Consider the following 14,324-nt stretch of genomic DNA (forward strand, 5'->3'; position numbering starts at 1 on the left):
TGGGGATGGCTAATGTCTCATCAAATTATCAAAGATCTGAATAAGCGTTATACAACAAAAAAATATGATGCAGAGAAGCGAATCTCTCACGAAGATATGGTTGTTATTAAAGAAGCAATTCGTTTATCGGCATCATCTATCAATTCTCAGCCTTGGAAATTTATTGTCATCGAAAGTGATGATGCCAAGCACAGATTTCACAACACTTTTGCAAATGTTCATCAGTTCAATCAACCACATGCGAAAGCAGCTTCGCATACTATCTTATTGGCTTACGATCCAAAATTTACTAAAGAAAAATACGCTAAACGTGTGGATGCTGAAGTTACATCAGGCCATCTCCCTGCGGAGATGTATAACACTTTTATGGGAGCATACGCTTTTGCTGAAGCCAATACAGATGACGTAGGATATAACGGTACCTGGACAAAAGCTCAGGTTTATATCGCTTTGGGCAACTTGTTACACACGTTGGCTCGCTTAGGTATTGATTCTACGCCTATGGAAGGGGTGGATTCACTATTAATTGGTGAAGAGTTTAAAGAAGAATTAGATGGTCATGTCTGTGAAGTGGCGTTAGCAATTGGCTACCATAAAGAGGGTGAAGACTATAATTACGGTTTACCAAAGGCGCGTTTGTCATTAGATGACGTGATTACAACTCTATAAATTTAGATGTAGCTTTTCGTTTCATGTAAAGGCAATCTGTTGATGCTTTTCTTGTTATTGACAGTTTGCCTGTTTAGTTAAATCAACACTGAATGAGGTCGTGGTGATTCATATGTGTTTTTGTAGACTGTAAAATTTTCTGTATAAGTGATCTATTAAAAGCGAGCCAATTGGCTCGCTAGTAGGTGTTACAAGTCATCATTTAACCTGTCTGCCCAGTGTTGCTCCGCTTGGTCGAAATACTCATTAGGATAGAGGCCGTATAGTTCCAAAAACTCATGTTTGAACAAGTTACAGAAAGTTCTGATCTCTTCCTTTAGCAAGAGGAGAATGATGTACATATCTGTGCCCTCAAGATATTGGCAAGTGAACTCTGGAAAGTCCTCTAGGATAGACTTGCTAACGCTGATACCTAAAATTCTTCCTGCTGAATCCCTATGCTGGTAGATGTATTGTCCAAAACTTAGTTCAATTGTTCCTTGAATATCTCCTTGCTGTTCAGCTAGCAAAAGAACTGTGCAGTGGTCATCCCAGGGACTTTTCGATTTCCTTTGATATTCTCTAATGAATAGTGACTTGTTGGTGCTCATGGCTTCTCCTAGTTAATGGATGATGTGTCCTCTTCAGTAGCTAGGTTCGTTAGTGGCATATTAATTAAGAATTGATACAAGAACTCCAAAACAAGTTCGCATTCAATTTCATTCAAGCCATTTTTGCCAAGGTATGATTCAACCGAGTAGAGCAGAAATTCCTGTTCAGCAAGTAGTCCGAGTTGAACATCGCTAACGTTTTCAAGCTCTATGTTTATCACTTTATAAAGTTGTTTAATGATGCCTCTTAGTCTGATGAGCTGAAGAGCGATAGTGTTGTTTTTCATAGGTACTCCTTAAAAGGTTAGTGACGACAGATTTAGCCGCAACACTAAGTAGTATCTGTGTGGGCAAATTTTGGAGCACTAGAATGGTTGCACTACTGAGGAGGCGCTTAACTCATCTTTTTTGTCAAAATAATTTTTTTCATGGCGTTAGCGTTAATGTTGAGGGGGAACTTCCATTTTTATGCGATTTATCTGTTTAAAAGCGGTAGAAAATAAAATCGTACAATAAGGGAAATCAAGCTGTTATAGCTCTAAAATCGGTGGTTTATTTTCTACGACTTCAAATTAAGATATTGATTTTATTGGTTTTGACAGCGGTCTCCAAAACCGATGGTTGCGGGTTCGAGTCCTGCCACCCCTGCCACATTCTAGAAAAGCCGTTCAGAAATGAACGGCTTTTTGCTTTTCTAAGCTTTATCATTTCACTCACCCTCCCTGATTATTTACGTACAGTGACATAGGTAGTGCCAAGGGGTATCCTTATGGGGATGATTTTTGTCGGGAGGCGACTTGGAAAGAAGTGCATATTTAGATGCTATGGGCATTACCCGTTGGGTAGAGAAAGGTGCTGATCTCCCCCTTTATCCGATCTTGGTAGACAGGGGCGCAAGTGTTTCAGCCGAGCACCCTATTATACGCCAAGTGTTGACACTCTTTCCTGAACAGGAAAAGCAGGTGGTCATCAGCGATACCTTGAGCGGTACTAAAGAGGTATTTTGGGATATGCGCAGTGTCAGATTACCTAAGGTGGCTTGTGTCATTAGCTCGGCGCCTTTGGCGGTTTTAGAGCAGCAGAGCAAGGCCAAACGTGCTTTGTGGCAGGCGATATGGGAGGCAAATGCCCAATGACCTTAGCGCTGAAAACCCTTAATCGAGAACAGGCTCCGCTTTTACATGAGCTGGAGAGCGTCTGTCATCGTTTCCCAATGTCTTTGACCAACCTTGAGACCTGTTTTGGGCGTTTCTACCATGTTATCGGCCTGTTCGATGATGAGGAGCTCATAGGGTTTGCCATTTTGCATCAACTCTTTGAAGATGCCACCTTGATGGATATCTGTGTCAGACCCACTTCTCAGGGACAAGGTTTAGGCAAGCGTCTCACGGAGGCATTAATCGAGCTGGCAGCGACCCAGGGAGCCGAACGTATGATGTTAGAGGTAAGGGCCTCTAATGAACGGGCTATCGCCTTATATCGCCAAATGGGCTTTGTTCAGACAGGGATGCGCCCTAACTATTACCAGCTGGAACAAGGTAAAGAGGATGCCATCTTGATGGAGCTCTTGTTTTAGATAGATCTTAGATATAAAAATAGCGCCATTTGGCGCTATTTTTGTGTAGAGGTAATGCAGAATTACTTAACTTCTTTTCCCTGAGCCTGAAGGTCGGCATGGTAGCTAGAGCGTACCATAGGTCCACAGGCTGCATGGGTAAAGCCAATCTCTTCAGCAAACTCTCTCAGTTCATCAAACTCAGCTGGCGGTACGTAACGTTCAACCGGCAGGTGGAATTTAGAGGGCTGTAGGTATTGACCGAGTGTCAGCATCTCAACATTATGGGCACGTAGGTCACGCAGTACCTCGGCGATCTCTTCGTTGGTTTCGCCCAGTCCCATCATCAAGCCCGATTTAGTCGGAATATGTGGGTGTTGTTCCTTGAATTTCTTCAGCAGATCCAGTGACCATTGGTAGTTTGCCCCTGGTCGCGCCTTACGATAATGCTTAGGTGCGGTTTCCAGGTTGTGGTTGAAGACATCGGGTGGCTCGGTAGCCAGGATCTCCAAGGCGGCGTCGATACGGCCTCTGAAATCGGGCACTAAGATCTCAATCTTGATCTCTGGGTTGAGCTTACGGATCTCGCGGATACAGTCAGCAAAATGCTGTGCACCACCGTCACGCAGATCGTCACGATCCACTGAGGTGATCACCACATACTTAAGCTTCATGTCTTTGATTGTTTGCGCTAGTTTAACCGGCTCTTCTGCATCGGGTTTCAGCGGACGACCATGGGCCACATCACAGAAAGGGCAGCGGCGGGTGCAGATCGCACCTAAGATCATGAAGGTCGCCGTACCATGGTTAAAACACTCAGCCAGGTTAGGGCAAGATGCTTCTTCACAGACAGAGTGCAGACCGTTTTTACGCAGTGCCTGCTTGATGTCGACGATACGCTGATTTGACGCTGGCAGTTTTACTCTCAACCAATCGGGTTTGCGTAGCATGGTTTCGCGCTCGGAAGGCACGACTTTGACCGGAATACGAGATACCTTTTCAGCATCGCGTAGCTTGACTCCAGGTTGTAATCTTTCAGGCCTAGTCATATTAGTCTGTTAACCCTTGATGATGTTCTAGATGTTGATAGCCCAATTCTTGGCTAAAGGTTTGTATCAGTTTTTCGCCAGCTTCTTCGACGCTCTGGGGCCCGTTGAGAGCTTTGCATTGGATCATCTCTAATCCAGCATAGCCGCAGGGGTTGATGCGTTGAAAAGGAGACATATCCATATCGACGTTAAGCGCTAGGCCATGGAAGGAGCAGCCTTTACGTATCCTCAGACCCAGAGAGGCGATCTTACGCTCATCGACATAGACGCCGGGCGCATCGGCCTTGGGGTAGGCTTGGATATCATATAGGGCGAGCATATTGACGATACTCTGCTCGATATCGGTCACCAGTTGGCGTACGCCTATTTTGAGGCGCTTAATGTCCAGCAGCGGGTAGGCCACCAGTTGCCCTGGGCCGTGGTAGGTCACTTGGCCACCACGGTCGACTTGAATGACGGGAATATCGCCGGGATTAAGAATATGCTCACTCTTACCCGCTTGGCCTTGAGTGAAAACCGGAGGATGTTCTACGATCCAAAGTTCATCTTGGCTGTTTTCATCGCGATTATCGGTATAGTCCTGCATGGCATGCCATACCGATTCGTAATCTTGGCGTCCAAGATGGCGAATATGTAAAACCGTATCTTTCAAGGGCAACCTCTCCCCTCAGGATTAAAGTGCGCTTATTATACGCGCGAAATCAAGAAATGTAAGACAGATCACATTTCGAACTTGGGTGAAGGCGTTTTACAGGACGCGTTTCACCCCTTCGATGGCCGCTAACTCTATGTAGAGCAGTTCGATCTGTTCTTTGCTGTGGACGGTCACCTTGATGGTAATAGAGTGATAGGTGCCTTTACTTGATGCTTTAGACGTCGGCATATAGTCGCCAGGCACGTGGCGTTGAACCACACCCACTACGTCATCGGCGAGGTTGTCTCTGGCATCACCCACCACTTTGAAGGGGAAGGCGGCTGGGAACTCTAAAAGTTCATGAAATTTGGTGTCTAACATAACGGTATATCTCTTGCCCAATCTAATGGCTATAAAATGGGGGGCATTATACCTAATTCAACCCTCGGAGGCTAAAAACAAAAAAGCCACCCTTAGGTGACTTTTTAATATAGGGGCGTTAACCCCAGGTGTTTTTAGCTAAACCAGCTGGCAAACATCTGCTTAAAGTAGTCCATGAGCTTGCTAAACCAACTACCTTCATTGACCTCTTGCAGGGTAACCAGTGGGAACTGGGCGATATCTTTGCCGTTAAGCTGGAAGTAGATGCGGCCCACGGTTTCGCCTTTGGCGATTGGCGCGGTCAGCTCTTTGTTTAGCTCATAGTTGGCTTCCAGGTTTTTGGCCTGACCACGATTGATGGTAATAGGGGTATCGGTAATAACGCCTAAGTCCACCGACTCTCTGTCGCCATACCAGATCTTCTGCGTCACAAAGCTATCACCTGCCTTGTAAGGCGTGATCGTTTCGAAGAAGCGGAAACCATAGTTCAGCAGTTTTTTACTTTCAGCTTTACGTGCAGACTCGCTGGCGGTACCCATAACCACAGATACCAAGCGCATGCCATCTTTAGTGGCAGAGGTCACTAGGTTGTAACCGGCTCCTGAGGTGTGGCCCGTCTTGATACCGTCGACGTTTAGGCTCTTATCCCACAGCAGACCGTTACGGTTATATTGCTTGATGCCGTTAAAGGTAAAAGATTTTTCTGAATAGACGCGGTATTCCTCAGGAACATCGCGGATCAGCGCCGCGCCCAGCAGTGCCATGTCGTAGGCAGTCGTCTTGTGGTTTTCAGAGTCTAAGCCGTGAGAGTTCTCGAAGTAGCTGTCACGCATGCCCAGCTGTTTGGCCCAGGAGTTCATTAGGTCGACAAAGCCATCTTCTGTACCGGCAATGTGCTCGGCCATGGCCACACAGGCATCGTTGCCTGATTGAATGATGATGCCGCGGTTAAGATCGTCTACTGATACCTGCTTACCCACCTCGATAAACATCTTGGAAGAGTCAGGGAAGTTTTTCGACCAGGCGTTCTTGCTGATGGTGACCTTATCTTCAGGTGAGATGTTACCTACCTTGATCTCATGACCTATCACGTAGCTGGTCATCATCTTGGTCAGACTGGCGGGGTTGAGGCTCTCGTAGGCATTCTCTTCGGCGATGATCTGTCCTGAGTTGTAATCCATCAGGATAAAGGCTTTTGCCGCTACCTTGGGTGCATCTGGCGTAACAACGGGTGCCGCGTTGGCCGCCGTAAAGGAGAGTGAGGAGACAAGGAGCAGTGTTTTGAAGCTGTGATTCAATAATTTCATATTTTCAAGGCACGTCTTTTGGTTGAATGCAAAAATTTGGGCGCTATGTCGGGCGAGTATAACATTAGTCGACCACCGAAATCAGTGAAGGTTCCTTAATCTTACGGAAAAGCTCACTGATTTAGGGTGGTGATGTTATTCGGTCACCAGATAGCTTTGGGGATAACCGTTTTGCTGCAGGGTTTGATGCAGCTGGGCGGCGATCTGTTGGCGGCCTATAGGGCCAAGTTGTAAGCGGTAGAGATTGCCGTTTTGTTGTATGCGGGTCTTGACCTGGTATTGGTCGGCCAAGGTTTGCGCCAGATGATCGATACGCCCTTTATCGGATGAGGCGATCACCTGCACATAGTGAAGTTTGGTATTTTTGAGCGCCGCCAGTGCAACCGACTCTGGGTTTTCGATATAAATCACCTCAAGCTTCACCTTGGCGGTGCCCGTCTTGAGCATATCCAGACGATGAGCGGCGGCGTAGGAGAGATCGATGACCCGATTGTCATGGAAAGGACCGCGATCATTTACCCGCACTATGACGGTCTTGTCATTGGCAAGATTCGTCACTTTGACATAGCTGGGCAGCGGCAACGTCTTGTGCGCTGCAGACATGGAGTACATATCATAGGTTTCGCCATTCGAGGTAAGGTGACCATGAAACTTGGCACCGTACCAGGAGGCGATACCTGTCTTCTGATAGCCTTTGCCTGAGTCGAGAACCCGGTAGGTCTTACCTAAGACGGTATACTCTTTACGGTTGCCGCCACGACTATAGGGTTCAAACTTGGGGTGTGCATCCTCCACCTTAGAGACATCGGGTGCATCTTTAGGTGCCAAATCGTCGGCAATCTTATAACGGCTGCCGCTCTGAGATGAACATCCCGCAACGATTAATAGCAGGACTAAGGTCAGTAGGGGGAGGCCTTTACTGGTTCGCATAAGCTTCTTTTAGTTGTTGGCTAAATTGATAAACCGCCATGGCGTAGAGCGGGCTGCGGTTATAGCGGGTGATGACATAAAAGTTGTTCAGTCCCAGCCAGTAATCGTTGCGGTCTTCTTGCACCAGTTCTACCAGGAGCGCTGGTTGCTGCACATCTAAATCGACATTCTGCGCCAGGGCAATGGTTGGTGACAGGATATCGGCCACCTTGTAAGAGAGCTTTTCACCTGACCAGGTCTTTAAGTGGGCAGGCAGCTGGTGCGTGGTCAGCGGTAGGGTCACCAAGGCGCCCTTTTGCCAGCCATGCTGGTGAAAGTAGTTGGCAACACTGCCAATAGCATCGAGCGGATCGCCAAGCAGATCCCGGCGGCCATCACCGCTGAAGTCTACCGCGTAGTGACGATAGCTCGAGGGAATAAACTGGCCATAACCCATGGCACCCGCGTAGGAACCTTTGAGTTCGGCGAGGTCCAGGCGTTCCTCTTTGACTAAGGACTGCAACTGCGCCAGCTCTTTGCGGAAGAAGTCGGCGCGGGGCGTGTAGTGAAAACCTAAGGTGTAAAGGGCGTCGATGACAGGGTAGGTTCCCATGTAGCCACCATAGAAGGTTTCGATCCCGATAATGGCCACTATGATCTCTGGATCTACCTGATAGGTTTTTGCGGCCTTGGCGATCGCCTCATCATAGGTCTGCCAAAAGGTTAGTCCTTTGGCGAGACGCTTATCGGTCAGAAAGATGGGATGATACTGATACCAGGGCTTAGCCTCCCACGGGGTGGTGATGGCATCGATGACCTTTTGGTTGTACTGGGCGCTGCCAAGAAACTTGTCTATCTCAGCCTGGGTAAAGCCAGCTGCGCGTTGCTTTACGATAAAGTCGGCCTTGAGCTGACTAATATCGCCGTCTTGAGGGATGACTTTGTTATCGGCATGGGCCAGTAAAGTGGCGCTGCCCAGCAGTAGGGACAAAAGAATGCGTGCAACGGGTTTCAAATTGTCTTCCTTTAACGGTCGATGAATCGTCTATGGGTATGTATGCTCATCAAGATGCCGAAACCTGTCATCAGGGTCAACATAGAGGTGCCGCCATAACTGATCAGTGGTAAGGGCACGCCAACCACGGGCAACAATCCAGATACCATGCCGATGTTGACAAAAACATACACAAAGAAGGTTAAAGTAATACTGCCTGCGAGTAAACGGGCAAAACTGGTCTGGGCACGCGAGGCAATCACCAGACCCCGGCCTATCACGTACAGATAGAGACAGAGTAAAATCAGACTGCCTATCAGGCCAAATTCCTCGCCGATAACGGCAAAGATGAAATCTGTGTGACGCTCGGGTAGAAACTCAAGTTGAGACTGAGTACCGTCTAGCCAGCCCTTGCCCCAGAGGCCACCAGAGCCGATGGCGATCTTAGACTGAATGATATGATAGCCGGCACCCAAGGGATCCTTTTCAGGATCCAACAGAGTCAGTACCCGGGTGCGTTGGTAATCGTGCATCAGGAAGTACCAGAGCACGGGGAGCATGGCCAGGACGCCACCGATAAAACTGCCAACAATGGCCCAGCTCATGCCTGAAAGAAACAGCACGAAGATCCCTGAGGCCGCTACCAGGATGGAGGTGCCGAGATCGGGCTGTTTGGCGATCAGCAAGGTTGGGACCAGCAAGATCACCCCGGCGCCAGCCAGATAACGTTTCTTCGGTGGTAGGGGATACTTACTGATATACCACGCCATGGTAATAGGAAAGGCCAGTTTTATCAGCTCTGAGGGTTGAAACTCCATGAAGCCCAGGTTGAGCCAGCGCTGCGCACCCTTATTAATCTCACCAAAAAAGTGCACCCCGAGCAGGAGGATCACCCCCGCAATATAGATGGGAAACGCCCAGCGTTTGAGTACTTCGGGATTGATCTGCGCCACGAACAACATGATCCCCAAGGAGAGTCCCATACGGGTTAGCTGACGCTCCATCAGCGCCATATCTTCACCGCCTGCTGAATAGATGACAAACAAGCCAAAACACATGAGTGCCAGCAGGCCCAGGAGCAGTGGCAGGTCGAGATGCATCCGCTGCCAGATGTTGGGGCGATGACTATGGGCGTTCATTGTGAGGGCTCCCGGCGGTTTCTATGGGCAGGTTATCGCGTAGGATATATTCATCTAACAGGGCGCGGGCGACAGGGCCTGCGTTTGCGCCGCCCCAACCGGCGTTTTCCAACACCACGGCTAGCACGATACGCGGCGCCTCATAGGGGGCGTAGGCAACAATTAGGGCGTTATCTCTTAAATGCTCATCGATGGTTTCGGCGTCATACTTCTCATCTTCCGCCACGCTAAATACCTGGGCGGTACCTGTCTTCATGGCTGCCGTATATCCGGCATCCACAAATCGTGACTTGTGGGCGGTATCTTTCATCGCCTCGTTGATGATATCCCAGTTATTGGGGTTTTTCAGTTCAACGGGCGGCATCCTATCTACCGGCGTGTCGACCTTAACGGTATCGTTTTTGATCGATTTCAGCAGGTGCGGCACAAAACGCTCACCCTTATTGGCCATGATGGCGGTAGCGTTGGCCAGTTGCAGTGGCGTGGTGGTCCAGTATCCCTGGCCAATTCCCACAGAGATAGTGTCGCCGATATACCAAGGTTGATTGTACTTGAGACGCTTCCAATCCTTAGAGGGCATATTACCGGCCGATTCTTCAAAGATATCGACCCCTGTTCGCTCGCCAAAGCCAAACTGCTGCATGAAGTTACTGATCTTGTCTATACCTGTCTTGTAGGCCAGATCATAGAAATAGGTGTCGCAGGAATGCACCAAGGCGCCGTTAACATCGACCCAGCCATGACCCCAGCGTTTCCAGTCGCGGTATTTGCGTTCTACGCCGGGGATCTGCCAAAAGCCAGGATCCCAGACCCGAGTTTTAGGGGTTACCGCCTTATCTTCCAGGCCCAGCAGTGCCATATGAGGTTTGACCGTTGATGCCGGGGCATATTGCCCTTGGGTCGCGCGGTTGATCAGTGGGCGTGAGCGTGCATTAAGCAGATCGCTATAGGCCTTAGAGCTGATGCCGTGAACGAACTGGTTGGGGTCGTAAGTGGGGCTAGATACCATGGCCAGGATGCCACCATCGCGCGGATCCATGGCCACGATGGAGCCTCTGCGTCCGGCAAGGAGTTCCATTGCCTTCTTTTGCAACTGGAGATCCAATGTCAGGTAGATATCCTGTCCCGGCTCTGGTGCTACCGACTTGAGGGTGCGAATGGTTCTGCCGCGGTTGTTGACCTCTTCTTCAAGATGCCCAGGCATGCCATGAAGTAAGGTTTCATAAAATTTTTCAATGCCTTGCTTGCCGATATCCTTGGTGGCTGCATAGTTTGGCCACTGGCCATTACTCTGTAGCGCCGCCTGATCTCGGTTGTTGATGCGGCCGACATAACCCAGTACGTGGGTTAAAAGACCATCGTAAGGGTAGTGACGCTTAAGGCCGGCATCGACAGAGAAGCCAGGGAACCTGTGTTGATTGACACTAAATATGGCAACTTCATTTTCCGATAGACGGTTTTTCACCGTGATCGGTTTGAAGCGGCGATGGAATTTGAGTGACGACAATAGGCTTTCCCGCTCATCTTTGCTGATGGCGATAACTTCGCTCAAGGCATCTAAGGTGGCGGGAATGTCTTTAACCTTTTCAGGGATCAACTCAAGCGAATAGAAAGGCTGGTTCTCGGCCAGTAGCTGGCCATGTCTGTCATAGATCAGACCACGACTGGGCGCCACAGGAACGACGCGAATACGGTTGTCGTTGGAACGGGTCTCATAATCTTTATACGACAGGATCTGCAGATGATATAGGTTGGTGAGCAATATGCTCAGTAGCACCACCACACAACCAAAGGTAAAGATAGCCCGGCGTTTGAATAGCGAGGCTTCGGCAGCATGGTCGTGCATGGCCATCCGTTTGCGTGGCGCCAATTATACTCTCTCCGGCAGTATGTTGGTTGTCACTATCATTGTCTATCCCTTGATTGACTCGAGTGTCGCGCTAAGCGCTACTCTCTATGATACGGGTGGTTGTTGTTGATGCTCCAGGCACGATACAGGCTTTCGGCTACTAAGACACGTACCAGTGGGTGTGGCAGGGTCAAGGCCGACAGACACCAGCTTTGGCTTGCTGCTTGTTTGCAGGCGGGGGCCAGTCCCTCTGGCCCGCCGATCAGCAGGCTTACATCGCGGCCATCGAGTTGCCAGCGGTTGAGCTGAGTGGCCAGCTCTGGCGTAGTCCAGTTTTTGCCGGGCAGATCCAGGCTGACGATATGGTTCCCCTTGGGGATAGCCGCCAGCATCTGTTCGCCCTCTTTTTGCAAGATACGGGCGATATCGGCGTTCTTACCGCGCTTTCCCGCTGGGATTTCGATCAGCTCGAAGGCCATGTCCCGGGGGAAACGGCGTTGGTACTCTTCGAAACCTTTGGTGACCCAGTCGGGCATACGCGTGCCCACGGCAACGAGTTGTAACTTCATTAAGCCGGCTTTTCAGACCACAGCTTTTCAAGCTGATAGAAATCACGGGTTTTGTCTTGCATGACGTGAACGATCACATCGCCCAGATCAACCAGTACCCATTCGCTGCTATCACGGCCTTCGACGCCATGGATATGCAGATTAGCACGCTTGGCTTCTAGTACCACGTTTTCGGCGATTGCCTTAACGTGTGTTTTAGAAGTACCAGAACAGACCACCATATAATCGGTGACATTAGATTTGTCGGTGACTTCTAGCACTACGACATCTTTGGCTTTTAAATCTTCGACTTTGTCGACTACAAACTGTTTAAGCTCGGCGCTTTGCACGCTAATTTCCTCATTCATTTTTAACAGCGAGGCAGTATAACAGGTTATCCCTTCAAAGTAATTGCTAATAGTGCCCGCCTTGCGGGCTGGCGCGCCATAAATGCTAGCGATTTATATCACCTTTAAAGGCTTGTTAACGCGAGGTTAGCGGTAGAGTCGATGGGCGTCGATATAGTCGATGACGGCTTGGGGAATAGCGTTAGGGGCTGGCGCATGTTGGCGCAGTTGCTGACGGATCTCTGTAGAGGAATAGGGCTGAGGCGTGATGGTGACCGGAAAGATGAGCCCACTGAACTGCTCGGTCGTTGTGGCATTATCCAGAGCAGGTTTATCAGCGCTGCGCTCACTGAGCAGCTGCGCCATTTGCGGCGCATCTGCCAGGCTCCAACCGGGGCGCTGACACACAGCGATATGGCAAAGCTCTAGCAGCTGCTGCCAGCGATACCAGCTGGGCAAAGTCACAAAGGAGTCCATCCCCATGATAAACACCAGTTGATCATGGGGGTGAGCCAGCCTTAGTTGGGTCAGGGTGTCGACCGAGTAGGAGGGCGTGTTGCGTTTTGCCTCAAGGTCGCAAAGCTTAAGCTGTGGGTATTGCTGGCACACCAATTGAGCCATGGCGAGGCGATGGCGCGTTGCCGTGCGGGTCTCAGATTTGTGAGGCGGTATATGGTTGGGCATCAACCAGACTTCATCGAGCCCCAGCGCCTGCTGGACTTCCAGCAGAGGCTTGATATGGCCGTAATGTATCGGGTCGAAGGTGCCCCCCAGTAAGCCTATTTTCATGTTAGCTCAGCTCGATATGACTCAGGTGAGCGTGGGCCTTAGGATCGTACAAAAGGCAGAGGTGGCTCATGGCCGTCCAATCTTCATCCCCTTGCTGTTTGAGCTTAAGCTCAGTCTTAGAGGCGCAGGCGAGCAGGGTCTCTATTTGACTCAGGCTCAGACGCGATAGCGCGCCCTGGTAGAGCCCTTTACGTTTATCCCAGATCCTGAACTTACTCCAAAGGCTTTGCAGTGGTGTACCAGCCTCCATGGCCTGCTTGAGCTGCAGCAGGGTGGTGAGCTCTTTGAATTGTCCCCAAAGCAGTATGGGGAGTGCAGTGCCTTCGGCCTGGAGCTGGGCCAGGATGTGCTGGGCCTTTTCTTGCTGGTTGGCCAGCAAGCAATCCGCCAGTTGAAATACGCTAAAACGGGATTGATCTTCAAAGTAGCTCTGCAGTTGTTCGCTGGTGATCTGCTGATGTGGACTCAGTAGTTGCAGCAGTTGTATGGCTTGATCCGCCGCTAGCAGGTTACCCTCATACAGAGTTTGCAGCAGTTGCTGAGCATCAGGGGATAGCTTTAACCCCGCGGCGCGGATCTGCCCCTGCAGCCAGCGCTGGAACTGCGGCCCCTCAGGTGTTGCGCAGGGGATATAAATGCCCTTGTCGTCGAGTTGTTTAAACCATTTTGATTTGGTTTGTTCACTGGCCAACTTGGGACCCGTGACGATCAGTAGCAGATCGGGATTGTCCTGCTGCATCAGGCTTTGTAGCTGGCTGCTGCCTTCGCTACCGGGTTTGGCCTGGGGCAGGTGCAGTTCTATGATGCGTCGACTGGCGAACAGGCTCATGGTATTCCATTCATCCTGCAATTCACGCCAGTTGAATCCCGTCTCTTGGGTGAGCACAATACGCTCCTCGAACCCTTCTCGCTTAGCTTGGGCCAAGATAGCCTGCTTGCTGGTATCACACAGCCAGGGATCGTCACCAAAGATAAGGTAACAGGGCTTTAGCGGTGAGAGCTGCTTGGCGAGTTGATCCGGGTAGACGCGCATCAGTTGGTCTCGATGGACGCCAAGATCTGTAAGATCTGGTCAGCGGCTTGAATGCGCATCTCTTTGACTAAGAGCTCCATTTCACGGCTCTTTGCCAGGGCGGTGCGGGGATCGTCCAGGTAGTCGCGATGGATATCCACATCGAAGGCCTTGGCTTCGCGCTCTGGGTACTGCACCGCGAAACGCACATGGTAATTCAGCTCATATTCGGCCACGTTGCCCGTAGGGTAGAGTGACAGTGTGCTTCTGTCTAACGAGTCGCTGATGATGCGTACGCTAGGTACGCTGGCATCGCCTTCGACCACACTGATGTTATTAAGACGCAAACGTTCACGCACCAGGCGGGTAAGCTCGCTATATTCATCCTGACTGGTCAGGTTGAGGGTCTTAAGATCATCTGGGATCGAATAACTGCGCTGAAGTTTAAAACCGCATCCGGCGCTCAAGAGTACCGAAAGGGCCAAGATTGCAAAACATAAGCGTTTAATGAGCATAGGCTAAGCCATCTATTTCCATAATTGATAAGACTCG

Annotated in this window: 18 protein-coding genes; 3 read left to right on the forward strand and 15 right to left on the reverse strand. The window is 50.0% G+C overall.

The window, feature by feature from the left end; translation table 11 throughout:
• Window positions 1-12 precede the first annotated feature (12 nt).
• On the forward strand, window positions 13-669 hold the full coding sequence (locus tag CFF01_RS04685; RefSeq protein ID WP_088904044.1) for an NAD(P)H-dependent oxidoreductase: 657 nt from the start codon (window positions 13-15) through the stop codon (window positions 667-669).
• 188 nt (window positions 670-857) lie between these two features.
• On the opposite strand, the gene CFF01_RS04690 is transcribed toward CFF01_RS04685, so the two are convergent.
• A complete protein-coding gene (locus CFF01_RS04690; RefSeq protein ID WP_088904045.1) occupies window positions 858-1,259 on the reverse strand; it encodes a hypothetical protein in 402 nt (133 codons plus the stop codon).
• Between the two features lie 8 nt (window positions 1,260-1,267).
• Window positions 1,268-1,546, reverse strand: a complete 279-nt coding sequence (locus CFF01_RS04695) for a hypothetical protein (protein ID WP_088904046.1) — start codon at window positions 1,544-1,546, stop codon at window positions 1,268-1,270.
• Between the two features lie 510 nt (window positions 1,547-2,056).
• Here CFF01_RS04695 and CFF01_RS04700 point away from each other — a divergent pair.
• Complete coding sequence (locus CFF01_RS04700; RefSeq protein ID WP_157704941.1) at window positions 2,057-2,395, forward strand: DNA polymerase III subunit psi; 339 nt, start codon at window positions 2,057-2,059, stop codon at window positions 2,393-2,395.
• Window positions 2,392-2,835: a ribosomal protein S18-alanine N-acetyltransferase gene (gene rimI, locus CFF01_RS04705; RefSeq protein WP_198387124.1), complete on the forward strand. Its 444-nt coding sequence runs from the start codon at window positions 2,392-2,394 to the stop codon at window positions 2,833-2,835. Before CFF01_RS04700 ends, rimI begins: the two co-directional genes overlap by 4 nt.
• 62 nt (window positions 2,836-2,897) lie before the next feature.
• On the opposite strand, the gene lipA is transcribed toward rimI, so the two are convergent.
• The 13 genes from lipA to CFF01_RS04770 form a co-directional block, all read right to left on the reverse strand.
• Window positions 2,898-3,863, reverse strand: coding sequence for a lipoyl synthase (lipA, locus tag CFF01_RS04710; RefSeq protein ID WP_033537316.1), 966 nt, complete (start codon window positions 3,861-3,863; stop codon window positions 2,898-2,900).
• A gap of 1 nt (window position 3,864) precedes the next feature.
• Window positions 3,865-4,515, reverse strand: a complete 651-nt coding sequence (lipB, locus tag CFF01_RS04715) for a lipoyl(octanoyl) transferase LipB (protein ID WP_033537317.1) — start codon at window positions 4,513-4,515, stop codon at window positions 3,865-3,867.
• Between the two features lie 96 nt (window positions 4,516-4,611).
• Window positions 4,612-4,878 (reverse strand): DUF493 family protein YbeD, encoded by a 267-nt coding sequence (gene ybeD, locus CFF01_RS04720; RefSeq protein ID WP_033537318.1) that lies wholly within the window; start codon window positions 4,876-4,878, stop codon window positions 4,612-4,614.
• A 134-nt stretch (window positions 4,879-5,012) separates the two neighbouring features.
• On the reverse strand, window positions 5,013-6,185 hold the full coding sequence (locus CFF01_RS04725) for a serine hydrolase (protein WP_033537319.1): 1,173 nt from the start codon (window positions 6,183-6,185) through the stop codon (window positions 5,013-5,015).
• A gap of 135 nt (window positions 6,186-6,320) precedes the next feature.
• On the reverse strand, window positions 6,321-7,115 hold the full coding sequence (locus tag CFF01_RS04730; RefSeq protein WP_033537320.1) for a septal ring lytic transglycosylase RlpA family protein: 795 nt from the start codon (window positions 7,113-7,115) through the stop codon (window positions 6,321-6,323).
• Window positions 7,102-8,055 carry a lytic murein transglycosylase B gene (gene mltB, locus CFF01_RS04735; RefSeq protein WP_232479544.1) on the reverse strand — a complete coding sequence of 318 codons (954 nt, stop codon included), beginning with the start codon at window positions 8,053-8,055 and terminating at the stop codon, window positions 7,102-7,104. The genes CFF01_RS04730 and mltB overlap by 14 nt, the downstream gene beginning before the upstream one ends.
• A gap of 65 nt (window positions 8,056-8,120) precedes the next feature.
• Window positions 8,121-9,227, reverse strand: coding sequence for a rod shape-determining protein RodA (rodA, locus tag CFF01_RS04740; protein WP_033537322.1), 1,107 nt, complete (start codon window positions 9,225-9,227; stop codon window positions 8,121-8,123).
• Window positions 9,214-11,097 (reverse strand): penicillin-binding protein 2, encoded by a 1,884-nt coding sequence (gene mrdA / locus CFF01_RS04745; RefSeq protein WP_088904050.1) that lies wholly within the window; start codon window positions 11,095-11,097, stop codon window positions 9,214-9,216. Before mrdA ends, rodA begins: the two co-directional genes overlap by 14 nt.
• A gap of 77 nt (window positions 11,098-11,174) precedes the next feature.
• Window positions 11,175-11,645, reverse strand: coding sequence for a 23S rRNA (pseudouridine(1915)-N(3))-methyltransferase RlmH (gene rlmH / locus CFF01_RS04750; RefSeq protein WP_033537324.1), 471 nt, complete (start codon window positions 11,643-11,645; stop codon window positions 11,175-11,177).
• Window positions 11,645-11,974, reverse strand: coding sequence for a ribosome silencing factor (gene rsfS, locus CFF01_RS04755; RefSeq protein ID WP_033537740.1), 330 nt, complete (start codon window positions 11,972-11,974; stop codon window positions 11,645-11,647). The genes rlmH and rsfS overlap by 1 nt, the downstream gene beginning before the upstream one ends.
• Window positions 11,975-12,118: 144 nt before the next feature.
• Entirely contained in the window at window positions 12,119-12,760 is a 642-nt protein-coding gene (gene nadD, locus CFF01_RS04760; RefSeq protein ID WP_088904051.1) for a nicotinate-nucleotide adenylyltransferase, read from the reverse strand.
• A gap of 1 nt (window position 12,761) precedes the next feature.
• A complete protein-coding gene (holA, locus tag CFF01_RS04765) occupies window positions 12,762-13,793 on the reverse strand; it encodes a DNA polymerase III subunit delta (protein ID WP_088904052.1) in 1,032 nt (343 codons plus the stop codon).
• A complete protein-coding gene (locus tag CFF01_RS04770; RefSeq protein WP_088904053.1) occupies window positions 13,793-14,287 on the reverse strand; it encodes an LPS-assembly lipoprotein LptE in 495 nt (164 codons plus the stop codon). Before CFF01_RS04770 ends, holA begins: the two co-directional genes overlap by 1 nt.
• Window positions 14,288-14,324 lie beyond the last annotated feature (37 nt).

Source organism: Shewanella marisflavi (assembly GCF_002215585.1).
In the GTDB taxonomy this organism is placed as follows: Bacteria; Pseudomonadota; Gammaproteobacteria; order Enterobacterales; family Shewanellaceae; genus Shewanella; species Shewanella marisflavi.